19 protein-coding genes are annotated in these 25,897 nt (G+C 71.3%); 11 read left to right on the top strand and 8 right to left on the bottom strand.

What is annotated here, in order from left to right; all coding sequences use genetic code 11:
* Positions 1-69 precede the first annotated feature (69 nt).
* Positions 70-879, bottom strand: a complete 810-nt coding sequence (locus LN042_RS05300; RefSeq protein ID WP_230048873.1) for an AraC family transcriptional regulator — start codon at positions 877-879, stop codon at positions 70-72.
* A 142-nt stretch (positions 880-1,021) separates the two neighbouring features.
* Here LN042_RS05300 and LN042_RS05295 point away from each other — a divergent pair, with 142 nt between their 5' ends.
* From LN042_RS05295 to LN042_RS05285, 3 genes are all read left to right on the top strand, one after another.
* Positions 1,022-1,837, top strand: coding sequence for a phytanoyl-CoA dioxygenase family protein (locus tag LN042_RS05295; RefSeq protein ID WP_230048871.1), 816 nt, complete (start codon positions 1,022-1,024; stop codon positions 1,835-1,837).
* The gene (locus LN042_RS05290; RefSeq protein ID WP_230048869.1) at positions 1,834-2,154 is read left to right on the top strand and encodes a hypothetical protein; all 321 of its coding nucleotides are present in this window, start codon (positions 1,834-1,836) and stop codon (positions 2,152-2,154) included. The genes LN042_RS05295 and LN042_RS05290 overlap by 4 nt, the downstream gene beginning before the upstream one ends.
* 750 nt (positions 2,155-2,904) lie before the next feature.
* Positions 2,905-5,139, top strand: a complete 2,235-nt coding sequence (locus LN042_RS05285) for an alpha-L-fucosidase (protein ID WP_230048867.1) — start codon at positions 2,905-2,907, stop codon at positions 5,137-5,139.
* Positions 5,140-5,677: 538 nt separating this feature from the next.
* Here the strand turns inward: LN042_RS05285 and LN042_RS05275 are convergent.
* From LN042_RS05275 to LN042_RS05265, 3 genes are all read right to left on the bottom strand, one after another.
* The gene (locus LN042_RS05275; RefSeq protein WP_230048865.1) at positions 5,678-7,243 is read right to left on the bottom strand and encodes an AMP-binding protein; all 1,566 of its coding nucleotides are present in this window, start codon (positions 7,241-7,243) and stop codon (positions 5,678-5,680) included.
* 128 nt (positions 7,244-7,371) lie between these two features.
* The gene (locus LN042_RS05270) at positions 7,372-7,809 is read right to left on the bottom strand and encodes a phosphotransferase family protein (protein ID WP_230048863.1); all 438 of its coding nucleotides are present in this window, start codon (positions 7,807-7,809) and stop codon (positions 7,372-7,374) included.
* Positions 7,810-7,893: 84 nt separating this feature from the next.
* Complete coding sequence (locus LN042_RS05265; RefSeq protein WP_230048862.1) at positions 7,894-9,345, bottom strand: endo-1,4-beta-xylanase; 1,452 nt, start codon at positions 9,343-9,345, stop codon at positions 7,894-7,896.
* 494 nt (positions 9,346-9,839) lie between these two features.
* Between LN042_RS05265 and LN042_RS05260 the strand changes: the two genes are divergently transcribed.
* Positions 9,840-11,333, top strand: a complete 1,494-nt coding sequence (locus LN042_RS05260) for an arabinofuranosidase catalytic domain-containing protein (protein ID WP_230048860.1) — start codon at positions 9,840-9,842, stop codon at positions 11,331-11,333.
* A gap of 472 nt (positions 11,334-11,805) precedes the next feature.
* Here LN042_RS05260 and LN042_RS05255 read toward each other — a convergent pair whose 3' ends face one another.
* Positions 11,806-12,036, bottom strand: a complete 231-nt coding sequence (locus tag LN042_RS05255; RefSeq protein ID WP_230048858.1) for a hypothetical protein — start codon at positions 12,034-12,036, stop codon at positions 11,806-11,808.
* 471 nt (positions 12,037-12,507) lie between these two features.
* Between LN042_RS05255 and LN042_RS05250 the strand changes: the two genes are divergently transcribed.
* Together LN042_RS05250 and LN042_RS05245 are read left to right on the top strand one after the other, a co-directional pair.
* Entirely contained in the window at positions 12,508-14,502 is a 1,995-nt protein-coding gene (locus LN042_RS05250; RefSeq protein WP_230048856.1) for a glycoside hydrolase family 6 protein, read from the top strand.
* Positions 14,503-14,558: 56 nt separating this feature from the next.
* Positions 14,559-16,073 (top strand): cellulase family glycosylhydrolase, encoded by a 1,515-nt coding sequence (locus LN042_RS05245; RefSeq protein WP_230048854.1) that lies wholly within the window; start codon positions 14,559-14,561, stop codon positions 16,071-16,073.
* Here the strand turns inward: LN042_RS05245 and LN042_RS05240 are convergent, their stop codons facing one another.
* The gene (locus tag LN042_RS05240; protein WP_230048852.1) at positions 16,074-17,108 is read right to left on the bottom strand and encodes a LacI family DNA-binding transcriptional regulator; all 1,035 of its coding nucleotides are present in this window, start codon (positions 17,106-17,108) and stop codon (positions 16,074-16,076) included.
* A 223-nt stretch (positions 17,109-17,331) separates the two neighbouring features.
* On the opposite strand from LN042_RS05240, the gene LN042_RS05235 reads away from it, so the two are divergent.
* From LN042_RS05235 to LN042_RS05215, 5 genes are all read left to right on the top strand, one after another.
* Positions 17,332-18,681 (top strand): ABC transporter substrate-binding protein, encoded by a 1,350-nt coding sequence (locus LN042_RS05235; protein WP_230048850.1) that lies wholly within the window; start codon positions 17,332-17,334, stop codon positions 18,679-18,681.
* Positions 18,682-18,766: 85 nt separating this feature from the next.
* Complete coding sequence (locus LN042_RS05230) at positions 18,767-19,750, top strand: carbohydrate ABC transporter permease (protein WP_230048848.1); 984 nt, start codon at positions 18,767-18,769, stop codon at positions 19,748-19,750.
* A gap of 5 nt (positions 19,751-19,755) precedes the next feature.
* Positions 19,756-20,613, top strand: coding sequence for a carbohydrate ABC transporter permease (locus tag LN042_RS05225; protein ID WP_230048846.1), 858 nt, complete (start codon positions 19,756-19,758; stop codon positions 20,611-20,613).
* A 37-nt stretch (positions 20,614-20,650) separates the two neighbouring features.
* Positions 20,651-22,111 carry a glycoside hydrolase family 1 protein gene (locus LN042_RS05220; RefSeq protein WP_230048844.1) on the top strand — a complete coding sequence of 487 codons (1,461 nt, stop codon included), beginning with the start codon at positions 20,651-20,653 and terminating at the stop codon, positions 22,109-22,111.
* 126 nt (positions 22,112-22,237) lie between these two features.
* Positions 22,238-23,242 carry a LacI family DNA-binding transcriptional regulator gene (locus LN042_RS05215; protein WP_230048842.1) on the top strand — a complete coding sequence of 335 codons (1,005 nt, stop codon included), beginning with the start codon at positions 22,238-22,240 and terminating at the stop codon, positions 23,240-23,242.
* A 77-nt stretch (positions 23,243-23,319) separates the two neighbouring features.
* Here the strand turns inward: LN042_RS05215 and LN042_RS05210 are convergent, their stop codons facing one another.
* Positions 23,320-24,327, bottom strand: coding sequence for an ABC transporter permease (locus LN042_RS05210; protein WP_230048840.1), 1,008 nt, complete (start codon positions 24,325-24,327; stop codon positions 23,320-23,322).
* Positions 24,324-25,892 carry a sugar ABC transporter ATP-binding protein gene (locus LN042_RS05205; RefSeq protein WP_230048838.1) on the bottom strand — a complete coding sequence of 523 codons (1,569 nt, stop codon included), beginning with the start codon at positions 25,890-25,892 and terminating at the stop codon, positions 24,324-24,326. The genes LN042_RS05210 and LN042_RS05205 overlap by 4 nt, the downstream gene beginning before the upstream one ends.
* Positions 25,893-25,897: the final 5 nt, after the last annotated feature.

Raw genomic sequence — 25,897 nt, 5'->3', positions numbered from 1 at the left:
CGGCCGAGAAGCCGGCTGGCCGGAGCTGCTGAACCCGCCGGACATGACCGGGCGGACCACCGCCCGACCCTACGGCAACCGTGTCGACTGGCCCACGGCTTGATTCTCCGATCCACCGCGGATGGCGCGCGGGGAGGCGCCGAGGTCGCGACGGCATGCCTTGTTGAAGGCCTGGAGGTCGGGTATTCCGACCGACGCCGCGATGGCGGGGATGGACAGGGTGGTGGCCTGCAGGAAGTGGCGGGCCCGCTCCATCCGTCGGGTGCGGAGGTGGCCGACGACAGTGCTCCCGGTGGCGGCGCGGAAGAGCCTGGTCAGGTGGTTGTGCGAGATGCCCGCCGCCTTCGCGATCTCCGCCACGCTCAGCGGCTCGGCCAGGCGTGCCTCGATCACCGCCAGAGCGGTTTCGACCGCCGGATGGGTCGCGGATGTACCGACCGTGCTCGGCCGCGCCAGCTGGGCCACCCGCCACAGCGCGGCCCAGACCTCGGCCGTCGCCCGCGCCGGCGAGTGCGGCCAGGCCGACAGCGCACTGTTCAACTGCGCGGTGAGCGGCGCGAGTTCGGTGCCGGTGTCCTGGATCACCGGGATGCCGAGCGGCGCGCCGGTCGATCCGAGGCGCAGGTGCACGTAGAGGTGCTCGGACCGGCCCCGGTAGCGGTAGCGCACCGTGGTGCCGGGCGGAACGAGGCTGACCCGGCCCGGGCGGATCGTGTGCGTGGTGTCGTCCAGCGTCAGGTCAGCCTCGTAGCCGTAGAGGTGCAGCTGCCACAGGTTCGGCAGCGAGAACACGTCCGCGCGACTGGCGCAGCCGTGCACGCCGATGCCGACGGCAGCCACACCGGGAGGCTCGTCGAGACGGGCGAGTGCGGTGTCCATGCCCGAGTTCTATCACCCCTCGCCACAGCGCTCCATGTGCCAGTTGCGACTTCCGAGCGGGCAGCGTGTGGTGAAAATTGACCAGTTGATGGCGAACCACGCCAACTCGCAGACCGGGTCCGCGGGTCTAGCGTCTCTCGCCATGGACAACAAACCGATCCTGCTCAACTCGGTTCAGATGGCCCGCTTCGTGGCGCGCGGATCCCTTCGGCTGGACGCGGTCGTGCCTGCGGACCTGAACGCCGAGGGGTTGGGCATACTGGCACAGGGGGTGCCGCCGGTCCGGTACGGTACGCCCCTGTCGCAGGCGTACACCCCGGACTCCTTCACCGCCAGGCTGCTGGCGATCCCGCAGGTCGAAGGCGCGTTGCGCAGCCTGGTCGGCCCCGAGCCGCTGGTGGACCACCACGCCGTCCACATCCGCGAACCTCGGTGCGGGGACGCGCAGCCGCTGCACGCGGACGCCATCATCGACGTCCGGCCGGACGCCTTCGACGTACAACTGATGTACTACCCGCAGGCGGTGACCCTGGAGATGGGCGGCACCCTCAGTGTCCCCGGCAGCCACCTGCGCCGGACCAACGAGACGGACACCGGCCGCTACCAGAACCTCCGCGGCCAGGACCGACTCGTCTGTCCGGCCGGAACGGTGGTGTTCCTGCACCACGGCATCTGGCACGGCGGCCGCCGCAACGACAGCGACACGACCCGCTACATGTTCAAGATCCGCTTCAATCCGACCGTCCGCCAGCGACTCCTCTGGGACACCTCGGACCTGAACGACCCGCGCGTGCGCTCCGAACTGGGCATCGCGTTCCCCTGGTACGAACAGGCCACCGGGCGCCTGGAGTTCTACAACCGTGCCCTGCTGTGGCGCGAACTGACCGGCGATCCCGACTTCGACCTCGACCACTGGGTGACCAGGGTCTCCAACCGGCCCCAGGAGGCAACGTCATGACGGTCGACCCGCAACTGACCACCGTCCCCGCTCCGGTGCTCCGCCAGCAGGTGCTCGTGCTGTACCTGCTCACTTCCGCGCTGGACTCGGAGGTGCTCGGCTGGTCGCGTTACGACGGCACCGGCCACACCTCTCCCACCACGGGAGACGGCGAGGAGCCGCCCTACGGCACCGGACTCGATGCGCTCAAGGACGGCTGGCGGCTGATCCAGGCCTCCCAACTCCTCCCTCCCCATCCGGGCCATGAGTACGACGTCTCCTTCCTCAAGCACGAGTTCTTCTTCGAGCGGATCGAGAAGCTCCGATCCAGCCCGTGAACGGTCCCGGGACGCCCGGACCGCTTTTGCGGCGGCCTGGTGGTGTGCCCGTCCGGGGCCGCTGCGTGGGTCGACGCACCCTACGACCTCCGGCTGTGAGTTCCTCGCTCAGTGCCGCCCCCTGCTCCCGGACGGGACGGCGATCGACACCGTGTTCGTCACCCACGCCAACGGGGACCACCTGTGGGGGCCGCCGCAGTGCCCGACGCACAGGTGATCACCAGGACGGAGGCCCTCGACCACCTGGACTACGACGACCCCTCGCCCCAGGCGATGCAGGGCCCGGTGCACGGCGGCGGTGATTCGGTGCTCGCCCGCTACCTGGAGCGGAACTCCGGGCGGTTCGACTGGTCCTCGGCCGCTCCGGCGGTGGTGAGATATCACGCCCATCCGGGTCCTGAACATCCCATGTATGCCGGAATCTCGATGTCGGCAACGGGCCACAACTCTAAAGCCTTCCGGCAGATCTGGCGCACCGTCACGGACATTGGCCCCGCTGGCACACACCGCGACTCACCCACCTGCGCGGATACATCCTATGTATGGCCATCCAGCAACCGGCCGTGCCCGATGCCTTGACAGTCGCCATGGGGCTGCCAGAATCGGCTGGACCCAATTGTTAACGCTCACATTGTCAACGTCATGGCTCGCGCGCTGCAGCCCGTGGCGAGCCGCACGGCACACGCCGCCCGAGCCTCGGTGCCGCGGACCAGCATCCCCCTCCCCCACCCGAACGACGAAGGGCCAGCCATGGCTATCAACAGACGTCTGTTCCTCTCCAGTGCCGCCGGCATCGTCGCCGCCGCGACGGCGAACCTGACGATCGGAACGGCGACGGCGCTCGCGGCTCCGTCGTCCTACTCGCCCACCTGGGCCTCGGTGGACCAGCACCCGCCGGCGCCGGAGTGGTTCCAGGACGCCAAGTTCGGGATCTACTTCCACTGGGGCGTGTTCAGCGTCCCGGCGTACGGCAGCGAGTGGTACCCGCGGAACATGTACATAGCCGGAAGCGATGTGAACAACCATCACATCGCCACCTACGGCGACCCTTCCGTCTGGCCGTACAACAACTTCATCGACGGGGCCCGCGACAAGGCCGGCAACTGGGTGCAGTTCGCGCCCAAGCTGGCCTCCCAGGGCGGGAACTTCGACCCGGACGCCTGGGCCCAGCTGTTCGTGGACGCGGGCGCCAGGTTCGCCGGGCCGGTCTCGGAGCACCACGACGGATTCTCGATGTGGAACAGCTCCGTCAACGAGTGGAACTCGGTGCAGCGCGGGCCGCAGCTGAACCTGCTGCAGATCTTCCGCGACGCCATCCGGGCCAAGGGCCTGAAGCTGCTGGTGGCGATGCACCACGCCTACAACTTCAACGGCTACTACGACCACGTGCCGGCGCAGCCGACCGCCAGCCTCCAGAAGCTCTTCGGCCAGCTCGACACCGCGACCGAGAACCAGCTCTGGTACAACAAGCTCAAGGAGGTCGTCGACCTCGCCCAGCCGGACATCCTGTGGGAGGACTTCGACCTCTCCAAGGTCGACGAGACGCAGCGGCTGAACTTCCTGTCGTACTACTACAACCAGGCCCTGAGCTGGGGCCGGGAGGTGGTGGCCACGTACAAGGACGGCTACGACAACCTCGGCGAGGTCTTCGACTACGAACGCGGCGGCCCGGGTGACATCGTCAACCCGTACTGGCTGACCGACGACAGCATCAGCAGCTCCAGCTGGTGCTACACCGTCGGCATCGGCTACTACACCACCCAGCAGATGCTGCACGCGCTGATCGACCGGATCAGCAAGAACGGCAACATGCTGCTCAACATCGCTCCCATGGCGGACGGCACGATTCCGCAGGGGCAGCAGGACGTCCTGCTCGGCATCGGCGACCACCTCAAGCGCTTCGGCGAGTCCCTGTACGCCACCCGCGCCTGGACGGTCTACGGGGAGGGCCCGACCAAGATGGGCGGGGGCTCGTTCACCACCCCGGTGGCGGGCACGAACAAGGACTTCCGGTTCACCCGCAGCAAGGACAGCACCGTCCTGTACGCCACGGTCCTGGGCTGGCCCGGGAGTTCCACGACCATCAGCACCCTGGCGAGCGGCCGCATCGACCTCAGCTCGCTGACCTCGGTCCAACTGCTGGACTCGAACGCCGGCACGTACGTCAACCTGCCCGCGCCGACCCAGGCCGGCGACGGGCTGCACCTCACCCTGCCGTCGTCCCCGGCCCCGTTCAGTGCCCTGGCCTACGTGCTGAAGTTCACCTTCTCCGGACAGATCCCGGTTCTCAAGCCCGGGGGCACCGGCGTGGTCACCGCGTACAGCGACGTCTCGTACGCGGGTACGGCGGCCGGGCTGGTGCTGGGCACCTACACGGCCGCCCAGTTGCAGAGCGCGGGTCTGGCGGCGCGGACCATTTCCTCCGTGCGGGTACCGGCCGGCTACCAGCTGATCGGCTACTCCGGCGACAACTTCACCGGCACCGCGTGGACCTTCAGCGCGGACAACCCCGACCTGCGCAACACCGGCGACAACGACGCCATCACCTCGCTGAAGGTGATCTTCAACCCGTCCACCTACTTCCGGATCAGCAACGTCACCGACGGACTGGCCCTGGACAGCGGCGGCAACGTCGCCTACGGCAGCAACTTGAAGCAGTGGACCTGGGACGGCAGCACCAACCTCCAGTGGCAGGCGGTCGATCTGGGCAACGGGTACTACCGGTTGGTCAACCGCACCAACGGCATGGTCGCCGACGGCTGGGGCGCCACCGGCTACGGGGCACCCGCGCAGCAGGCCACCTGGAACGGCGGCAACAACCAGCAGTGGCAGATCACCGACCACGGCAACGGCCTCTACAGCATCGCCAACCGCACCACCGGCCTGGTCCTGGACGGCGGCGGCCAGGTCGCCTCCGGCTCCGTCACCAAGCAGTGGGGCTGGAACGGCAGCCCCAACCTGCAGTGGTCCTTCATCCCGCAGTAGCCCGGCGCCCAGGCGGTTCGTGACCCGCTCCGGAGACCTGCGGCGCCGACCCGGATCACCCGCCGACCCGTCGACGTGGCTGCCGCACACCACGAGTGGTGTGCGGCAGCCACGTCGTTCCGGGCCGTTCCATTCGCGCGGGCTGCTACTTCAGCGGCGCCCTCGGCGTCACGGAGAAGTGGGAAGAGTCCGGGAACGGCTGCCAGGTCCCGACCTGCCGGTATCCCCACGACTCGTAGAGCCGCCGCACCTTCGGGTGCTCCGAATCGACCAGCAGAACCGCGAGCGCTTCGGACCTCTCCGTCAGCAACGCCTCGTCCAGCAGCTGGGACGTCCCGGTCCCGCGCCGTCTCGGAGGTCGGTCGGCAAGTCGCCGTAGCGGTAGTGCCGCAGCTCGATCAAGGTCGGCTCCATTCTGCTCGAAGCGGTCCGCCCCTCGGCACCGCGCAGAACGCCAACCACGTCGGGCGAGGCTGGTCGGTGGCACTGCCGGGCGTTTCCACCGGCCGCCGGACCGATGGGAACGCCCGGCTCCGCGTCAGTCCGCGAAGGTCTCGCGCAGGCGCTTCTTGTCCGGTTTGCCGACGGACGTCAGCGGGATGGCGTCCACCAGGTGGAGGGCCTCCGGGGCGTAGATCCGGCCCTTCTTCGCGGTGACGAAGGCGCGGATCTCGTCGAGCCGGGGCTGCCGGCCGGGGGCGGGGACGACGGCGACGTGGACGTGTTCGGCCTGCTGGGCGTCGCGCACGCCGTAGACGGCACACTGGGCGATCGCCGGGTGGCCGAGCAGGAGTTCCTCGACCTCGGTCGGGTAGACGTGGCCGCCGACCACGATGATCAGGTCCTTGGCCCGGTCGGCGAGGTGGAGGTAGCCGTCCGCGTCGAAGTAGCCGATGTCGCCGGTGTCCAGCCAGCCGTCGCGAATCACCTGGGCGGTGAGGTCCGGCCGCTTCCAGTAGCCGGCCATCAGGCCGGCCGAGCGGACGTGCACCGCGCCCTGCTCGCCGGTCGGCAGCTCGGTGCCGTCGGCGGCACGGATCACCACCTCGACGTCGGGGAAGGGCCGGCCGACCGGGAGCGGGCCGTCGGCGAACCGGGCGTGCTCGGCCGGGGTCAGCACGGCGATCTTCTGCGCCTCCGACATGCCGTAGAGGCCGACCAGGACCGGTCCGAACACCTTGACGGCCTCGCGCACCCGGGTCGGCGAGGCGGCGCAGCCGCCGTAGTCGACCCGCTGGAGGCTGCTCAGGTCCGTGCGCCCGATGTCCGGGTGGTCGAGCAACTGGTAGAGCAGGGGCGGCAGCAGCCACAGGTCGGTGATGCGCTCGCGCTCGATCGCGGCGAGCACCTCGCCGGGGTCGAAGGAGCGCTGGATGACGACCGAGCCGCCGCGGTGGAGCACCACGTCGGTGAGGATGCCGGCGAGGTGGGCGAGCGAGGTGGCGGCGAGGAGCCGGGGCGGCTCCTCCTCCGATCGGCCGGCGAACGGGGTGTCGAAGTTGCTCCGGTAGGGGCCGTGCAGGCTGAGGATGCCCTTGGGGATGCCGGTGGTGCCGCCGGTGTGCCGGATGCCCAGGTCGTCGTCGGGGCGGATCGGGACGGCGGGCTCCTCGGCGGGCCGGTCCGCGGCGGCGGCGATCGCGTCCTCGCCGATGCCCTCCGGCGCCGGCCCGAGGGTGAGGACCGTCGGCACGTCGATCAGCGGCAGCAACTCGACGGCGTCCGCGTACCGTTCGGCATCCACGAGCAGGACGGTGGTGTCGACGCTGGCCACGATCTCGGCGAGGACCGGTATGCCCATGCCGTCGTACAGGTTCACCACCCGCGCGCCCGCCAGACCCGCGGCGTAGCGGGCGCTGAGCGCCTCGGCGGTGTTGCCGGTGAGCAGCGTGACGGTCGCGCCGCGGGCCACGCCCCGGGCGATGAGCTCGTGGGCGAGGCGGTAGGTGGCGGCGGTGAAGTCGCCTGCGGTGATCTCGACGCCGTCCGGGGTGGTGACGGCGCGTCGGCTCGGGGTTGCGGAGAGGGAGCGGAGGATCAGGGCGGGGGCGCTGACGAACTCCTGGTCGGTGGCGGCCGCTTCTTCCTTGTGGTTTACAACCATGTCGTCAGGCTAACTCCACCACCCGCCCGGCGGGGGCGAGTTCCGGCCAAACTGTTCGTCTGCAACTCAACTGTCAGCACGCCCCACTGAAAACACGTCAGCCGGCCGCACAGCAGACCGGGAGCGGCCTACCCCAGCGCGCGGACCCGCTCGACGGAATCGGCCGGCAGGCGGCGGCAGAACTCCAGGTGGTCGCCCCCGTAGCCGCGGGGCCCGCACTCGACGACCAGCAGCAGGCCCAGGTAGAGCTGATAGAGGGTGAGCCGGCGCCGGAAGGCCGGGCCGAAGTTCAGGGTGCCGCCCGCCGCCGTGCAGCCGGCCACCAGGTCGCTCTCCGGACCGGCGTCGCCGCCGAACGCCAGGGAGACCAGTTCGGCGGCCGGATCGCCCCAGAACGCCCGCTCGTGGTCGATGAGTCCGGTGATCCGGGCGGCCGTTCGCTCGTCGCCGGGGTGGACGAAGACGTTGCCCGGCCACAGGTCGAAGTGGACCAGCCGGGGCTCGGTGACCTGGTCGGGGGCGTGACCGCCCTCGGCCACCAGCGTCCGCAGCTCGGCCGGTGGCACGTCCAGCGGCGACCAGCGGTCCGGTCCGGGCGGCGGGGTGTCGGTGTCCCTGTCGTCCGGACCGGTGTCCAGGCTGGCGGTGGGTCAGCCGAGGGTCCACTTCTGGTTGCTCTGGCCGCTGCAGGTCCACAGTTGGGCGAGGGCGCCGTTGGCGGTGGAGGCGCCGGACACGTCCAGGCACAGGCCGGACTGGACGCCGGTGATGCTGCCGTCGCCGTTCAGGTGCCACTGCTGGTTGGTCTGGCCGTTGCAGGGCCAGACGTCCACCTTGGTGCCGTTGGTGGTGCCCTTGCCGTAGGCGTCCAGGCACAGCCGGTTGCCGCCGCCGTAGACGGTCAGCTGGTCGGAGGCGGTGTGGGTCCAGATCTGGTTCGAACCGCCCCAGCAGTCGTAGACCTGCACCTGGGTTCCGGCCGTGGTCGAGGCGTTCGGCACGTCCAGGCACTTGCCCGCACCCACCGCGTGCACCTCACCGGTGGTACCACCGCCCCCGGAGCTCGAACCGCCGAGCGCGGAGAGCGCCGCGCCGTACGCCGGCTTGGGCTGGTCGTTGCCGTCGTACATGGTGGCCGCGCCGTAGCCGGGGAAGGCGCCCGGGATCCAGGAGTGCGCGTCGTCGATGCCCCACTGGCTCACGCCCACGCAGCGGGAGACGGCCAGACAGTCCCGCACCACGGCGGCGTAGTCGGTGGCCTGCTGCTGGAGGTCGCTGCCGGATGCCGGGAGCTGCACCCGGTCGTCCAGTTCCGTGACGGCCACGTCCAGGCCCAGGTTGGCGAACCGCTGCATGTTGGCCTGCATGTCGGAGGGGACCTGTCCGACGATGAAGTGGCTCTCGAACCCGATGCCGCCCAGCGGAACCCCCTGGGAGAGCAGGGACTGGGCGAGGTTGTAGAGGGCGTTGCTCTTCGCGTTCTCGCCCTCGATGCCGTAGTCGTTGATGTAGAGCTTGGCGGCCGGGTCGGCGGCGTGCGCGGTGCGCAGCGCGTCGGCGATGTATCCGGAGCCCATCGCCTGGTAGAACACGTCACCGACGAGGGACCCGTCGCCGTTCATCGGCTCGTTGACCACGTCCCAGGAGTAGACCTGGCCCTTGTAGTGGGTGGCCTCGGTGGTGATGTGCGATTCCATGGCGGACTGCACCTGGTTCCGCGGCAGGTCGGACACCCAGGAGGGCAGCTGGTTCTGCCACACCAGGTTGTGGCCGCGCACCCGCATGCCGTGCGCCTGGGCGTACTGCACGAGCTGGTCGCCCGGGCCGAAGTCGTACGAGCCGTTCGACGGCTCGATGGTGTCCCACTTCATCTCGTTGCCCGGGGTCAGCGCGTCGAACTGCGCCCCGGCGACGGCCGTTTCACCGCTGACGCCGAGGTCGCTGTCGTCCAGGGCGGTGCCGAAGTACCGGCCGTCCGCTTCCGCCGCCGCCTTCAGCGTGCTGCCGGCCGCCTGGGCCGGGGCCGTCGCGGCCAGCGCGCCGGTTCCGAGCACCAGCGCCAGGGCGGCTGCGGCGGCCGAGGCGTGTCGAAGTCTGATCATGGTCTTCCTGCGGGGCATGTCCGACCTCCAGGGTCGCTCAGGGGAAGGCGCGCACCCGCGAGGTGGGCGGGTCGTGGCGCGCGGGCGAGCGGGCGGCGGCGCGGGGTGGGCGCACCGCCGGTTCCGGGGAACAGGAGCATCGCGGCGACCGTCCGGCAACGGCACTCGTCCTCGTCGGGGAGGTGCTCCCGTGGCTTCCCGTGGCTAGGTAACTCGGAGCCCGCGGGAACCGTCAATACGCTGTTGAAAGTTTCGCGGACGTTTCGGAAATCCTTCCTGGCCAGAGCACTTGAAGGAGCGGCTGAACCCCGCGGCCCAGGTGCCGACGCCGTCGGAGCGTCCACCGCGATCCTCACCCGAACACTTGACAGGTACTCGGCTCTGGCTGCACCGTCTCCTCCCAGAGCATCTCCACGCCCGACGGACCGGCATCCTCGGGCGTAGGTATGTTAGCGCTAACAACACCCACCCGCTGCGCTGTTCAGGGAGTCCACATGAGCAACATCCGTCTACGGCACCGCCTGCGGCGGCCGCTGCCACCCGGCATGCTGGCCCGGGCAGGCGCGGCGGTGGCGATCCTCCTCGGCGGTCTGGTCACCGCCGGGGCCACCGCCGGCCCGGCCCAGGCCGCCGCCCAGGGGCCGTGCGACATCTACCAGGCCGGCGGCACGCCGTGCGTGGCCGCACACTCCACCACCCGCGCGCTGTACGGCTCGTACGGCGGCCCGCTCTACCAGGTCCGGCGCGCGTCCGACGGCAGCACGGCCGACATCGGCGTGCTGAGCGCGGGCGGCTACGCCAACGCGGCCGCGCAGGACTCCTTCTGCGCCGGCACGTCCTGCGTCATCACCGTCATCTACGACCAGTCCGGCAAGGGCAACAACCTCACCCAGGCCCCCGGCGGCGGGGCCGCCGGGGGACCCGACAACCTCGCCAACGCCACCGCCGCGCCCATCACCGTGGGCGGCCACGAGGCGTACGGCGTCTACATCCCGCCGGGCACCGGCTACCGGAACGACCACACCAACGGCATCGCCACCGGCGACCAGCCCGAGGGCATGTACGCCATCCTCGACGGCACCCACTACAACGGCGGCTGCTGCTTCGACTACGGCAACGCCGAGACCAGCAACACCGACACCGGCAACGGCCACATGGAGGCCATCTACTTCGGCAACATCAAGGTCTGGGGCTACGGCACCGGCAGCGGCCCCTGGGTGATGGCCGACCAGGAGAACGGCCTGTTCTCGGGTGTGAACGCGGGCTACAACGCCAACGACCCGAGCGTCAACGACCGCTTCCTGACCGCCATCGTCAAGGGTGAGCCCAACCAGTGGGCGATCCGCGCCGGCAACGCGCAGTCCGGCGACCTGTCCACCTTCTACAGCGGGCCCCGCCCCAACGTCCAGGGCTACAACCCGATGCACAAGGAGGGCGCCATCATCCTCGGCATCGGCGGCGACAACAGCAACGGCGCCACCGGCACCTTCTACGAGGGCGTGATGACCTCCGGCTACCCCTCCGACGCCACCGAGAACGCCGTGCAGGCCAACATCACCGCCGCCGGCTACGGAACGTCCAGCAGCGCCGGCGCGACCGGTGAGGTGCACGCGGTGGGTGCGGGCAAGTGCCTGGACGTGCCGAACGCCTCGACCACGGCCGGTACCCAGGTGCAGGTCTACGACTGCTGGGGCGGTTCGAACCAGATCTGGACCCACACCGCCTCCGACCAGCTGACCGTCTACGGCGGCGGCAGCCGGCTGTGCCTGGACGCCTACGGCAAGGGCACCACCAACGGCACCAAGGTGGACGTCTGGCCCTGCAACGGCCAGACCAACCAGCAGTGGCACCTGAACGGCGACGGCAGCATCACCGGCGTCCAATCCGGCCTGTGCCTGGACGTGTCCGGCGCCTCCACCGCCAACGGCGCCCTCGCCCAACTGTGGACCTGCAGCGGCCAGAGCAACCAGAAGTGGACCCTCGGCTGACCCACCGCCAGCCTGGACACCGGTCCGGACGACAGGGACACCGACACCCCGCCGCCCGGACCGGAACGGCACACCGTCAGCGGCCCGAGCCGGCCGCCCGCCGCCCGCCGCCCGCCGCCCAGGGAACCCCGTGGATCCGGGCGCGCGCGTACACGGTCCGCCCGCCAGGCCGGAGTGCGCCTGCCCGTCCCCGACCACGGGGACGGGCCCCGGACCGCGTGACACCACCGGTCCGGAGCGGCGAACGGCCGCCCCGGACCGGGGCGTTCCCATCACCACTTTCGGAGCCCACCACCCCGCAGCCCACCACTCCGCAGCCCACCTCGACCGGGCCACCCTCACCGTGATGAGCCGCCGGCTCGCCCGTCGACGGGCTGTGAGTGGCTCCCGACGTGGTCGGACGGCCCGATCAGCCGCGCGAGGTTCGGCGGGCACCCCGTCGTGCTCAGCGGGACTTCCCACGTGCCGCAGGTCAGGTGGGCGTCACGGGTCTGCCCTCGGCCGGCGCCGGGCACGTGCCCCAGGTGATCCTGGCCGCGGTCTCGTCGGCGTTCTTGGCGGAGGCCGCGGCCGGTTGCGCGCCCTTCGCGTTCGCGCCGCACGCGACCAGCGTGGTTCCTGCCAGCGTGCCGGCCAGCACGGCGGCGGCCAGTCGGCGGCCCCTGGGGAGAGGGCGCTTCGCGGATCCGCGTGTCGTGGTCATCGTTTTCGTCCTTGGCTACTCGGCTGGGCGGCCTGCATGGTCCGGCCGTTGGGGTGACCGTTCGAGTCAACAAGAGACCGCCGTCCGCGCGTCACCGTGCAGAGGACAAGCCGGGTAGCTCGCTCGGGGGACGCCGGGCCGAGCCGTCGGGAATCGACGACAGGCGGGAACGCGGGACGCCTCGGCCCAGAAACGGTGGTAGCGCCCGCCAGGCTGGGCGGTGCCGACCGGTGGGTCCGCCCCCGGCGTAGCACTGCGGGGACCAGCACGGAGCCGCTTTCCGGGGCAGCGGGCCGCCCGGCTTGACGGGATGTAAGTTACAAGGCCTTTGTGGGAGCGCTCCCGCGCATCTTGACGGCATTTCAGAACAGCTGGCTTGATGTGAAGGGGGTCGACAGGCCCGAAGTGGACGCGCTCCCACGATCCCCCCACCACCCGTCAGGAAGCCCACCCGTCTGAAAGGACCCGGACGTGCCCCATCCCGTCCTGCGTCGCCTGCGCACGGCAGCGGCCACCGCGCTGCTCGGCGCCACCGGCCTGCTGCCGGGCATCGGCGCTGCCACCCCCGCGCACGCGGCCACCGTCCATGTCGCCAACCCGTTCGTCGGCGCGACCGGTTATCTCAACCCCGACTACGCGGCCGAGGTCAACGCCCAGGCCGCCGCCGACGGCGGCGCGCTGGGCGCCCTGGAGTCCCAGGTCGCCGCCAACCCGACCGCCGTCTGGTTGGACCACATCGGCGCGATCACCGGCGACGCCGGCCACCTCGGCCTCCAGGCCCATCTGGACCATGCCCTCGCCGAGCAGCAGGGCACGACGCCCGTCGTCTTCCAGGTCGTCATCTACGACCTGCCGGGGCGGGACTGCGCCGCTCTCGCCTCCAATGGCGAACTGCCGGCCACGGCAGCCGGGTTGACAGCCTACGAGACGCAGTACATCGACCCGATCGCGGCCATCCTGGCCAACCCGAAGTACGCCGGCATCCGGGTCGCGGCCGTCATCGAGCCGGACTCGCTGCCCAACGCCGTGACCAACCAGTCCAAGCCGGCCTGCGCCACCGCCACCCCGTACTACGAGTCGGGCATCGAGTACGCGCTCGACAAGCTGCACGCGGTCCCCAACGTGTACGACTACCTGGACATCGGCCACGCGGGCTGGCTCGGCTGGTCCACCAACATGGTGCCCGCGGGCCAGGAGTACGCCAAGATCGCCCGTGCCACCACGGCCGGGTTCGCCAGCGTGGACGGCTTCATCAGCGACACCGCCAGCACCACACCGCTCAGCGAGCCGTTCCTCCCCGACTCCAACCTGACGGTGGGCGGGCAGCCGCTCAAGTCGGCCAACTTCTACCAGTACAACCCCGAGTTCGACGAGTACCACTACGACACCGCGATGTACTCCACCCTGGTGTCCGACGGCTTCCCGAGCACCATCGGCATGCTGGTCGACACCTCGCGCAACGGCTGGGGCGGCTCCGCCCGGCCCACCGCGCTCAACTCCGGCCCCACCACGGTCGACACCTACGTCGCCGCCAACAAGGTCGACCAGAAGCCCTTCCGCGGCGACTGGTGCAACATCAACGGCGCCGGCATCGGCGCACGTCCGCAGGCCCAACCGTACGGAGCCAACAACCCGATCATCGCGTTCCTCTGGGTCAAGCCCCCGGGCGAGTCGGACGGCGACTACCCGACCGCCACCCACCCCCACGGCGACCCGCACTGCGACCCGAACGGCACCCAGACCGACGGCAACGGCGGCACCTACCCGACCGACGCGATCCCCGGCTACGACGTCCCGGCCGGCCAGTGGTTCCCCGCCCAGTTCCAGCAGCTGGTGCAGAACGCCTACCCGGCGTTCGGCGGCTCCGGCGGCAGCACCGGTCCGACCGTGCCGAGCGGGCTGACCGTCACCGGCACCACCAGCAGCAGCGTGTCGCTCAGCTGGACCGCGTCCACCGACCCGGCCGGCGTGACCGGCTACTCGGTCTACCGCGACGGGGCCAAGATCGCGACCGTGACCGGCACCGGCTACACCGACTCCGGCCTCTCCCCCGCCACCAGCTACCAGTACACCGTCACCGCGCAGGACGCGGCGGGGAACGTCTCCGCCGCCTCGACCGCGGTCCGCGCCACCACGGCGGCATCCGGCGGTGGCGGCGGAAACGCCGGCTGCTCGGCCGCGTACACGGTCGCCAACGACTGGGGCAGCGGCTTCACCGCCAACGTCACGGTGACCAACACCGGCACCGCGGCGACCAAGTCCTGGACGGTGACCTGGAGGTGGGGCGGCAACCAGCAACTCACCAACAGCTGGAACGCGACCACCGCCCAGAGCGGCACCGCGGTGACCGCCGCCAGCGAGTCCTACAACGGCGCGCTGGCGCCCAACGCCACCACCGGCTTCGGCTTCCAGGCGAGCTACTCGGGCGGCAACACCGCACCGACCTTGACCTGCACCGCGAGCTGACCTCACTCGGCCGGGGCCGCACGGGCGGTCCCGGCCCCACCCCCGAGGAGTTCGGCATGCCCCGCACCGCCCTTCCCCGCACCGCCGCACTCGCGGCCGCCGCCGTCGCCTGCGCCGCCCCGGCGCTGCTCCCCCTCACCGCCTCGGCGGCCTCCTCGGCTCCGGCCCCCGCCGCCGGCATGTCCTGCGGCGTGAGCTACGCCGTCAACGACTGGGGCAGCGGCTTCACCGCCAACGTCACCATCACCGACACCAGCACCACACCCATCACCGGCTGGACCCTCGGCTACGCCTACACCGGCAACCAGACCCTCCAGAACGGCTGGAACGGCACCTGGACCCAGACCGGACAGACCGTCACCGTCACCGATCCCGGTTACGCCACCACCATCAACCCCGGCGCCGGCTACACCACCGGCGCCAACTTCACCTACACCGGCACCAACACCGCCCCCACTGCCTTCACCGTCAACGGCACTCCCTGCGGGCCCCAGTCGAGCCCGTCGCCGAGCCCCAGCCCCACCCCGACCCCCACCCCTACCCCCACTCCGACGCCGAGCGGACCGGCCCCGGCCGTGCACGTCTCGGGCAGCACGCTGGCGACATCCGACGGCACCCCGATCACCCTGCACGGCGTGGACCGCTCCGGGGCCGAGTTCATGTGCGTCCAGGGCCACGGCATCTTCGACGGCCCGGCCGACCAGGCGTCGGTCACCGCGATGAAGTCCTGGCGGATCAACGCGGTCCGCGTGCCGCTCAACGAGGACTGCTGGCTCGGTCACTCCAACGTCGATCCCGCTTACGCCGGTTCGGCGTACATCAGCGCGGTGCGCGGCTACGTCGACCTGCTGCACCGCAACGGCCTGGTGGCCATCGTGGACCTGCACTGGACCGACGGGCTGTACACCGGACCGTCCGCCGGCTGCTCGGACGCCAACGCAACCTGCCAGAAGCCCATGCCGGACGCCGCCGGCGCGATCCCGTTCTGGACCTCGGTGGCGCAGACCTTCAAGGGTGACGACGCGACCGTCTTCGACCTGTTCAACGAGCCGTACCCGTCACGCGCCACCGGGAGCGAGGCCAGTGGCTGGGCCTGCTGGCGGGACGGCGGCAGCTGCCCGGGGATCGGCTACCAGGTCGCCGGCATGCAGGCGATGGTCGACGCGGTGCGCTCGACCGGCGCGGACAACGTGCTGATGCTGGGTGGCCAGGAGTACGCCAACGACCTGACCCAGTGGGCCGCGTACCGACCGACCGATCCTGACCGCAATCTCGCGGCGTCCTGGCACTCGTACAACTTCAACGCCTGCAGCAGCAGTTCCTGCTGGGACTCGCAGATCGCCCCACTGGCGGCCCAGGTCCCGGTGGTGGCGGGCGAGTTGGGTGAGAACGACTGCGCCCACGGCTACCTGGACACCCTACTGCCCTGGCTGGACCAGCACGGCGTCTCGTACCTCGCCTGGGCCTGGAACACCTGGGACTGCGGCAGCGGACCGGCACTGATCAGCGCCTACGACGGCACGCCGACGGCGTTCGGTGCGGGCTACCGGGCCCATCTGGCCGGCTCGTAGTCATGCCGACTCCCGCACCACCAGTTCCGTCGGCAGCACCACCTGCCGACGGAACCGGCCCGGCTCCGCGACCTCCTTGATCAGCAACTGGGCCATCAACCTCCCCATCTCCTCGGTCGGTTGACGGACGCTGGTGAGCGGCGGCTCGGTGTGGCGGGCCACCACGGAGTCGTCGAAACCGACCACGGCGACGTCCTGCGGCACCCGCCGGCCGGCCTCGCGCAACGCCTGCAGCGCACCCGCCGCCGTCAGGTCGGAGGCGCAGAACACCGCGTCCAGGCCGGGCCGGCGGGCGAGCAGTTCGCGCATGCCCTCGCGCCCCGCGTGCTCGGTGAAGTCCCCGTGGGCGACGAGCCCTTCGTCATACGGCAGTCGGGCCTCGGCGAGCGCCTGCCGGTAGCCGGCCAGGCGCTCCGCGGCGCCCTCCATGTCGAGCGGGCCCGCCACCGTCCCGATGGCCGTCCTGCCCCGGGACAGCAGGTGCCGGACGGCCGCTCGGGCACCGCCCGCGTTGTCGGCGTGCACATAGCTCAGCGTCTCCTGCGCCGAGCGGCGGCCGCCGAGCACGGCGGGCAGCTCCAGCCGTTCCAGCAACTCGGGGAGCGGGTCATCCTGGTGCACCGAGACCAGCAGGACGCCGTCCACCCGGCGGGCGGTGAGATAGCGGGTCAGGCGCTCCCGCTCGTGTTCGTCGCGAACCAGGACCAGAAGCAACTGCAGTTCGGTTCCGGCGAGTTCGGCGGAGACACCGGTGATGATGTCGGAGAAGTAGGGTTCGGAGCTCAGTTTCGCGACGCTCTCGGGGATGACCAGCGCTACCGCGTCGGTCCGGGAGGTGACCAGGGAGCGGGCCGCCTGGTTGGGGACGTAGCCGAGTTCCGCGATGGCCTGCTCGACCGCCGCCCTGGCCTTGGCGCTCACCTTGGGCGAGCCGTTGACCACCCGGGACACCGTCCCCCGGCCCACCCCGGCCCGCGCGGCCACCGCCTCCAGGGTGGGGCGGGCAGCGGACTGCTGCTGCTCGGCTCGGCTCATGCTCGATCTCCCGGCGGACGGTGGGCGACTGACGGCGGACGACCGCGACGAGGGCTGCCCGACGACACGGTCCGGTAACGGAGCCGGTGCACGCCCTTGACACGCCATCATGCGGCGAAGCAATCTTCCCACATCGCAAATGGGAGCGCTCCCACAGCGGTCCCGCCTCCGGCCGGCACCACGCGGCGCAGTCACGAAGCACTCTGTTGCAAGGAGATTCGGCATGCGGAACCCAGGCACCCCCCACGGCGGCGGAAGGGCCGCCGCCCTCCCCGTGCGCAAGCCGCTGACGAGCGCCGCGGCCGCGGCCCTGTGCGCCCTGCTGGTCGCCGGCTGCGGCAGCTCGGGCTCCGGCTCGGCCACGACCGCGGCCTCCGGCGCCAGGATCACCCTGACCGTCGGCGACTACGGCACCTTCGGCTACAAGGAGGCCGGCCTGTTCGACGAGTACATGCGGGAACATCCCGGGGTCACCATCGTCGAGCACACCGTCGAGCAGGAGAGCGACTACTACCCCGCCCTGGAGACGCACCTCGCCTCCGGCAGCGGTCTGGACGACATCCAGGGGATCGAGGTCGGCCGGATCGCCCAGGTGGTGAAGAGGCAGGCGAACCAGTTCGTCGACCTCGGCAAGGCGGACGGGGTCGACAAGAGCGACTTCCTGCCGTGGAAGTGGCAGCAGGCCACCACCTCGGACGGCCGCACCATCGGCCTGGGCACCGACATCGGCCCGATGGCGATCTGCTACCGCAAGGACCTGTTCCAGCAGGCCGGTCTGCCCACCGACCGCGACCAGGTCGCCAAGCTCTGGCAGGGCGACTGGGCCAAGTTCGTCGAGACCGGCAAGGAGTACCAGGCCAAGGCACCCGCCGGCACCTTCTTCACCGACTCCGCCGGCGGCCTGTTCAACGCCGTGGTCTCGTCCGGCACCACGCAGTACGACAACGGCAGCGGCCAGTTGGACTACAAGGACAGCCCCACCGTCAGGACCGCCTGGAACCTGGCGACCGGGGCGATCCGGGCCGGGATCAGCGCCGGGCTCAAGCAGTTCGACACGCCGTGGTACCAGGCGTTCGCCAACTCCAGGTTCGCCACGGTGGCCTGCCCGTCCTGGATGACGGCCATCGTCTCGGACAAGTCGGGGAGCGCCAACAAGGGCAAGTGGGGCATCGCCGCGGCCCCGGCGGCCGGCAACTGGGGCGGCTCCTTCCTCGCCGTGCCCAAGGCCGGCAAGCACCAGAAGGAGGCCGAGGCGCTCGCCGCCTGGCTCACCGCACCCGCACAGCAGGCCAAGGTCTTCACCACCGTCGGCAACCTGCCCTCCAACGCCAAGGCGCTGAGCCGGCCGGAAGTGCAGAACGCCGAGCTCGACTACTTCGGCGACACCCCCACCGGCCAGATCTACGCCGCCACCGCGCAGTCCATCCAGCCGACCGTGATCGGCGAGTGGGACGGCCTGGTCAAGGACACCCTCACCAACGGCGCCCTGCTCAGCATCGAGCAGCACCAGAGCGACCCCGCCAAGGCGTGGAACGAGGCCGTCAAGGAGATCGACGACAAGGTCGGCGACTGACCGGCGGCTGCCCGCCGCCCGTCCGTCCGTCCCAGCCCTGCCCGGCCCCGCCGGGTCAGCCCCGCTCGTCAGAGAGGTCACCGCCATGCTCGACGAGGCCGTCCCGGCCACCTCCGTCGGCACCCCGCACCACGCTCCCCCATCGACCCGTGCCTGGCGCACCCGGCTCTACCGGTGGGACCTGAAGGCCTCGCCGTACCTGTACATCGCGCCGTTCTTCGTCTGCTTCGCGGCGTTCGGCCTGTTCCCCCTGGTCTACACGGGCTGGGTGTCGCTGCACGGCGTCGACCTGCAGACGCCCGGCCAGATGCAGTGGCGCGGCTTCGGCAACTACACCCGGCTGCTCCACGACGACCTGTTCTGGAACGCCCTGCGCAACACCGTCACCATCGGCGTGCTGTCCACCGTGCCGCAGTTGCTGATGGCGCTCGGACTGGCGCACCTGCTCAACTACCGCCTGCGCGGCCGGGCGTTCTTCCGGATCGCGATGCTCGCACCCTACGCGACCTCGATCGCGGCGGCGACGCTGGTGTTCTCGCTGCTGTTCGGGCGGGACTACGGGATGGTCAACTGGCTGCTGGGCCAACTGGGCGTGGGCCACATCGACTGGGAGGGCGGCACCTGGAGCTCCCAGATCGCCGTCGCCACGATCGTCACCTGGCGCTGGACCGGATACAACGCGCTGATCTACCTCGCGGCCATGCAGGCGGTCCCGCACGACCTGTACGAGGCGGCAGCACTCGACGGTGCCAACCGGTGGCAGCAGTTCCGGCACGTCACCGTGCCGTCCATCCGGCCCACCATCCTGTTCACCATCGTGGTCTCCAGCATCGGGGCCACTCAACTCTTCGGCGAGCCCCTACTGTTCGGCGGCGGCGCGACCGGCCACAGCGGGGGTTCGGCGCACCAGTACCAGACCCTCGGGCTGTACCTGTACGACCAGGGCTGGTACGCCTTCCACCTCGGTCGGGCCGCCGCCGTGGCCTGGACGATGCTGCTGATCCTGCTGGCCATCGGCACGCTCAACCTGCTCCTGGTCCGCTTCCAGCGCGCCCGGAACGGGGGTTGAGCACGATGGCCGTCAACCTGGGACGGCGCGCGGGGGCGCGCGGCCTCACCGGAGCCGGTCCGGTCACCTACGCGGTGCTGACCGCGGTCGCCGTCCTCTCCCTCTTCCCGCTGTACTGGACCCTGGTCGGCGCCTCGACCTCCGGCACCCGGATCGCGCAGACCCCGCCCCCGCTGCTGCCCGGCGGCAACCTGTGGCACAACCTGGACATCGCCTGGAACCAGGTCCACATGGGACGGGCGCTGCTCAACTCGGTGGTGGTGTCGGGCTGCGTGACCGCCAGCACGGTGCTGTTCGCGACCCTGGCCGGCTTCGCCTTCGCCAAGCTGCCGTTCCGGGGCCGCAACGCGCTGCTGAGCCTGGTGGTGGCGACCATGACCGTGCCAGCCCAGTTGAGCGTCATCCCGCTGTACCAGATCATGGCGCGGCTGCACTGGACCGACCGGCTGCAGTCGGTGATCCTGCCCAATCTGGTGGCCGCCTTCGGGGTGTTCTTCATGCGGCAGTTCCTGTCGCAGGCCCTGCCGGTCGAGCTGGTCGAGGCGGCCCGGGTGGACGGCGCGGGCAGTCTGCGGATCCTCCGGAGCGTGGTGCTGCCGATCGCCCGGCCCGGCATGGCCGTGCTCGGCATGCTGGTCTTCGTGCAGTCCTGGAACGACTTCTTCTGGCCGCTGATCGCGCTGAGCCAGAGCAATCCCACCGTCCAGGTCGCGCTGGCCGGGCTCGGCGGCGGCTCGTACGACTCGGACCAGGCCGTCATCCTCACCGGCGCGCTGGTCGGGACGGCGCCGCTGCTGCTGGTGTTCGCCCTGCTGGGCAGGCAGGTCGTCGGCGGCATCACCGCCGGCGCGGTCAAGAACTGACGTAACGTCAATTCGTCCCGACTGGAAGGAGCTATCCATGACTGCCGCACGGGCCGGGTCGGCCCCGGCCGACGCCTCCGGTTCCGCGTTCCCCGCCGGTTTCCTCTGGGGAGCCGCGACGGCGGCGTACCAGGTCGAGGGGGCCGTCGACGTGGACGGCCGGACGCCCTCGATCTGGGACACCTTCAGCCGGATCCCGGGGCGGACGGCCGGTGGCGACACCGGCGACCGCGCCACCGACCACTACCGCCGCTACCGCGAGGACGTCCGGCTGATGGCCGAACTGGGCCTGGGCGCCTACCGGTTCTCGGTGTCCTGGTCACGGGTGCAGCCGACCGGGCGCGGGCCGGCGGTCGAGCGGGGCCTGGACTTCTACCGCCGCTTGGTGGACGAGCTGCTGGAGTACGGCATCGCGCCGGCCGTGACGCTCTACCACTGGGACCTGCCACAGGAGTTGGAGCAGCTCGGGGGCTGGCCGGCCCGCGACACCGCGGAGCGCTTCGCGGACTACACCGCGCTGGTGGCCGACGCGCTCGGGGACCGGGTGGGCCTCTGGACCACCCTCAACGAGCCCTGGTGCTCGGCCTTCCTCGGCTACGGCTCGGGCGTGCACGCTCCGGGCCGCGCCGACTGGGCCGCCGCCCTGCGCGCGGCCCACCACCTCAACCTGGGCCACGGCCGGGCGGTCGAGGTGCTGCGCGCCGCGCTGCCCCGGGACGCGCGGATCGCGGTGTCGCTCAACCTGCACGAGGTGCGGCCGCTCACCGAGTCGGCGGCGGACCGCGAGGCCGCCCGCCGGATCGACGCGGTGGGCAATCGGATCTTCACCGGGCCGATGCTGCACGGGAGTTACCCGGAGGATCTGCTCGCCGACACCGCGCAGCTGGTCGACTGGCCGGCGCTGGTCCACGACGGCGACCTCTGCCGGATCGCGCGGCCGATCGACCTGCTGGGCGTCAACTACTACACGCCGGCGGTCGTTTCCGCGCCGGCGGACGACCAGCCCAGGCGTGCCGGGGCCGCACGTGACGCCGGCCACGGCGATGGTGCGCAGTCGCCGTTCGCGGGCTGTGCCGACGTGCTCTTCCACCGGGCCGCTGGCGAGCGCACCGCCATGGACTGGTCGATCGACCCGACCGGCCTGTCCGATCTGCTCCTGCGCCTGCACCGGGAGCACCCCGGGCTGCCGCTGATGGTCACCGAGAACGGTGCGGCCTTCGACGACCGGCCGGCTCCGGAGGGCGCGGTGCACGATCCGCGGCGCATCGACTACCTGCGCGGACACCTGGCCGCCGTCCGGCGGGCGATCACCGCGGGCGCGGACGTCCGCGGCTACTTCGTCTGGTCGTTGATGGACAACTTCGAGTGGTCCTACGGCTACGGCAAGCGGTTCGGCCTGTACTACGTGGACTACCCCACCCAGACCCGGATCGCCAAGGACAGTGCCCGCTGGTACGCGGAGGTGATCCGGCGCGGCGCCCTGCCCGACCGGGCGTGAGCGCCGGCGTCGGATCTCTTGACGCTGATCGCTCAACCGACCAAGCTGGCAGGTGTGGTGGCCCGGCGGGGTGACGGGTCCCGAAGGGGTGGGTTCCGGTGTAGAGGACCGACCTAGGACGGCCCCATGCCCCAGTTCATCCGCAGCGATGACCCTGCTCCGACGCTTGCCGAGGTCGCCCGCCGCGCCGGTGTCTCCACCGCGACCGCCTCCCGGGTGCTGAACCGCTCCGCCCGGGTCTCCAGCGAGGTGGCGGCCCGAGTGGAGCGCGCGGCGCGCGAGTTGGCGTACGTCCGCCGCAGGGCGCCCAGTGCCCGGGAGACCGGCGTGGTCGCCGTCGTGGTCTTCGCTGATCCGCCGCAGTACCACGCGGACGCCTTCCACGTCCGGCTGCTGGCCGGGCTGCGGCGCTCACCACCGGGCGCTGAACGGGAGTTGGCCGTCTTCACGGTGCCCAGGCGGTCCCGGCGGCCGCCGCTGGTGCGCTACCTGTGCGGCGGCCACGTCGACGGGGTGCTGCTGGTAGGGCCTTGGGGTGACACCGCGCTCGCCCGGTTGCTGCACGCGGCCAGGGTGCCCGTGGTCTCCCTGGGCCGGCCGCCGGAGCCGGGCGCGGTGGCGTTCGTGGACGCGGACAACCTCGCTGGCGCCATGGACGCGGTGCGTCGGCTGTGCGCGTCCGGGCGCCGCTCGGTGGCCACCATCGCGGGACCGCCGGACACCGCGGCCGGCGCGGACCGGCTGGCGGGCTACCGCCAGGCGGTGGCCGCGGTGGCCGCGGTACGGCCCGCCGTGGCGTACGGGGACTTCAGCAGCGCCTCCGGCGAACACGCGATGGAGCGGCTGCTGGACCGGCGCCCCGATGTGGACGCGGTGTTCGCCGCCTCCGACCAGATGGCCGCGGGAGCCCTCCGGGCCTTGCGGCGACGCGGCTTGCGGGTACCCGAGGACGTGGCGCTGATCGGCTTCGACGACGCTCCCGTCGCGGCCCGGTCCCGGCCGGGGCTGACCACGGTCCGCCAGCCGGTGGAGGAACTCGGCTCGCGTGCCATGGAGTTGCTGCTCCGCAACCCGGCGCGCGGCGAATCGCTGGTGCTCCCCACCCGGCTGGTCGTCCGGGTGTCGGGCTGACCGCACCGCGCGCCGCCGGCGCCGGGACTTCCTGCGCGGCGGTGTTGGCGCAGCCGCCCGCCGTGCGTGTCGTGGCGTCAGCCGCGGCTGGAGAAGTGCTTGGCGCGGAGCCGGTCGGCGAGGATGGCGATGCCGAGGACCGCGCCGAGGACGATGTTGGTGTAGTTCGAGTTGACCTGAAGCGTGGTCAGGCCGTTGTTGATGAGCTCCAGCAGCACGGTGCCCGCGACGATGCCGAGGATCCGCCCCTGCCCGCCGGTGAGGCTGACGCCGCCGATCACGGCGGCCGCGATGGCCGAGAGCTCCCACCCGACGCCGACACCGCTCGCGGAGCCGACGCCCATCCGGCCCAGCACCAGCATGGCCGCGAAACCCGAGAGGAGCGAACTGGTCACGTACATCGAGACGATCCGCCGGTCGCCGCGGATGCCGGCCAGCCGCGCCGCCTCGGGGTTGCCGCCGACGGCGTAGACCTGGCGTCCGGCGAAGGTGCGTTCCAGGAAGAACCAGGCCGCCACCGCCACGATCACGAAGAGGATCAACGGGACCGGGATCTGGGCGAGGTAGGACTGCCCGATGTCACCGAAGAAGCCGGAGATGCCGACGATGGACGTCCCGGAGGTGATCGCCAGGGTGACGCCCTGGGCGACGGTGTAGGTCACCAGGGTGACCACGAACGGGGGCATCTTCAGCCGGGTGACCGCGAGCCCGTGCCACAGGCCGACCAGTCCGGTGATGGCCAGGGTGGCCGGCACCGCGACACCGGCCGGAAGTCCGGCCCGCACGTTGAACCAGGAGATGAGGATCACCGAGGTGCCCAGCAGCGCACCGACCGACAGGTCGATCCCACCGGTGAGGATCACCAGCGACTCGCCGATCGCGATCAGGCCGTACTGGGCGAGGTCGAAGCCCATGCCCTGCAGGTTGACCGCGCCGGCGAAGGTGGACCGGGCCAGTGCGAGGGCGATGAACACCGCGGCGCACGCCACGACGACGCCCACCTCGGGAGTCTCGACCAGCGAGCGCAGCCGGTTGCGCGAGGTCACTCCGGCCCCCGCGGCGACGGGGGTGGTCTGGGTGGTCATGCCGTTGCCTCCGAGCCTGCTGTCAGCGGCTGCGTGCCTGCCGCCGCCGTCATGATCCGTTCCTTGCTGAAGTGTTCGCGCGCCAGATCGGCGACGATCCGCCCCTGCGCCATCACGACGATCCGGTGGCACATCCGCAGCAGCTCCTCCAGTTCCGAGGAGGCCACCAGGACCGCCAGGCCGTTCTCCGCGGCGGTGTCGATGAGCTGGTAGATCTCGGCCTTCGCGCCGACGTCCACGCCCCGGGTGGGTTCGTCCAGGAGCAGCAGATCGGGCTTGGCGTGCAGCCAGCGCCCGAAGACGACCTTCTGCTGGTTTCCGCCGGACAGGTCGCCGATCGGCTGCTCCTGGGAGTGCAGCCGCACCCCCAGGTCCTTGACGATCTGCCGCGAGCGCTCCTTGTCCCCGCTGGGGGTGAGGACGCCGTGCCAGGAGTCGCGGCGCAGGGTGGCAAGGGTCGCGTTCCACCGGACCGGGTGCTGGAGCAGCAGGGACTGCTCCTTGCGGTCCTCGGGGACCAGGCCGATCCCGGCCGCGACGGCCTCGGCCGGGTGCCGCGGCCGGAACGGCTTGCCGTTGAGCTCGGTCTCGCCGCCGGTGCGGGGCTGCGCGCCCATGATCGTGTGCAGCAGGCGGCTGCGGCCGGAGCCCATCAGGCCGGCGACGCCCACGATCTCGCCGGCTTTCAGTTCCAGGTCGACGGGGCCGAGGCCGTCGGCGGTCAGGGAGCGGGCGACCAGGACGGTGCGATCGGTCCGGGAGGCGGGCGGAGCGGCGTCGGACTGGGCGAGCTCGCTGCCGACCATCTCGCGGATCATGCGTTCCTCGGTGGCCTCCTCGGGGGTGAGGTCGGCCACCAGTCGGCCGCCGCGCAGCACGACCACGCGGTCGGCGATGTCGCGGACCTCGTCCAGCCGGTGGCCGATGAACAGGACCGCGCCGCCGTTCGCGGTGTGCCGGCGGGCGAGGCCGAGCACCTTGGCGGCCTCGACCGGGCCGAGGGAGGAGGTGGGCTCGTCCAGGATGAGGACCAGCGGCCGGTTGCCCCAGGCCTTGGCGATCTCGATCATCTGCCTCAGCGGTACCGGGAGTTGATCGACCGGGCGGTCGACGTCGATACCGTCCACGCCGACGTCCGCGAGCAGGTCCCGGGCCTCCTGGCGGGTGCCGGACCGGTCGAAGAGCGCGCGCCGCAGCCGGCCGGCCCGTTCGGTGGCCCGGGTGTGGCGGCCCAGCAGCAGGTTCTCCGCTATGCTGAGCCCGCCCACCAGGGGGAACTCCTGGGCGACCAGGCTGACGCCGAGCGCCTTGGCGTGGTCCGGCCGGCCCGGCTGGAGGGCCTGCCCCGCGATCAGGACCTCCCCCGCGGTCGGGGAGACGGTGCCGGAGAGCACACCCATCAGGGTGGACTTGCCGGCGCCGTTCTCCCCGACGACACAGGTGATCTGGCCGCGCTTCAGGTCGAGCTCGGGAATGTCCAGCACGGTGACCGGCCCGTAGCTCTTCCGCACCGCGCGCAGGACCGCGGCCGGTCCGCTGCGCGTGGGGGAAGCGTTGGTGGTCACGTGGC

Source organism: Kitasatospora humi (genome assembly GCF_020907985.1).
Classification (GTDB): Bacteria; Actinomycetota; Actinomycetes; order Streptomycetales; family Streptomycetaceae; genus Kitasatospora; species Kitasatospora humi.
Note: the sequence above shows the minus strand (reverse complement) of the source record. Positions and strands in the feature narration are given on the sequence as shown.

Coding starts and splice junctions, on each gene's coding strand:
- LN042_RS05240 (WP_230048852.1), bottom strand. CDS start 17,108: ATGAGCCGAGCCGAGCAGCAGCAGTCCGCTGCCCGCCCCACCCTGGAG.
- LN042_RS05210 (WP_230048840.1), bottom strand. CDS start 24,327: ATGACCACCCAGACCACCCCCGTCGCCGCGGGGGCCGGAGTGACCTCG.
- LN042_RS05225 (WP_230048846.1), top strand. CDS start 19,756: ATGGCCGTCAACCTGGGACGGCGCGCGGGGGCGCGCGGCCTCACCGGA.
- LN042_RS05235 (WP_230048850.1), top strand. CDS start 17,332: ATGCGGAACCCAGGCACCCCCCACGGCGGCGGAAGGGCCGCCGCCCTC.
- LN042_RS05245 (WP_230048854.1), top strand. CDS start 14,559: ATGCCCCGCACCGCCCTTCCCCGCACCGCCGCACTCGCGGCCGCCGCC.
- LN042_RS05265 (WP_230048862.1), bottom strand. CDS start 9,345: ATGATCAGACTTCGACACGCCTCGGCCGCCGCAGCCGCCCTGGCGCTG.
- LN042_RS05290 (WP_230048869.1), top strand. CDS start 1,834: ATGACGGTCGACCCGCAACTGACCACCGTCCCCGCTCCGGTGCTCCGC.
- LN042_RS05295 (WP_230048871.1), top strand. CDS start 1,022: ATGGACAACAAACCGATCCTGCTCAACTCGGTTCAGATGGCCCGCTTC.
- LN042_RS05285 (WP_230048867.1), top strand. CDS start 2,905: ATGGCTATCAACAGACGTCTGTTCCTCTCCAGTGCCGCCGGCATCGTC.
- LN042_RS05230 (WP_230048848.1), top strand. CDS start 18,767: ATGCTCGACGAGGCCGTCCCGGCCACCTCCGTCGGCACCCCGCACCAC.
- LN042_RS05275 (WP_230048865.1), bottom strand. CDS start 7,243: ATGGTTGTAAACCACAAGGAAGAAGCGGCCGCCACCGACCAGGAGTTC.
- LN042_RS05260 (WP_230048860.1), top strand. CDS start 9,840: ATGAGCAACATCCGTCTACGGCACCGCCTGCGGCGGCCGCTGCCACCC.
- LN042_RS05220 (WP_230048844.1), top strand. CDS start 20,651: ATGACTGCCGCACGGGCCGGGTCGGCCCCGGCCGACGCCTCCGGTTCC.
- LN042_RS05215 (WP_230048842.1), top strand. CDS start 22,238: ATGCCCCAGTTCATCCGCAGCGATGACCCTGCTCCGACGCTTGCCGAG.
- LN042_RS05300 (WP_230048873.1), bottom strand. CDS start 879: ATGGACACCGCACTCGCCCGTCTCGACGAGCCTCCCGGTGTGGCTGCC.
- LN042_RS05255 (WP_230048858.1), bottom strand. CDS start 12,036: ATGACCACGACACGCGGATCCGCGAAGCGCCCTCTCCCCAGGGGCCGC.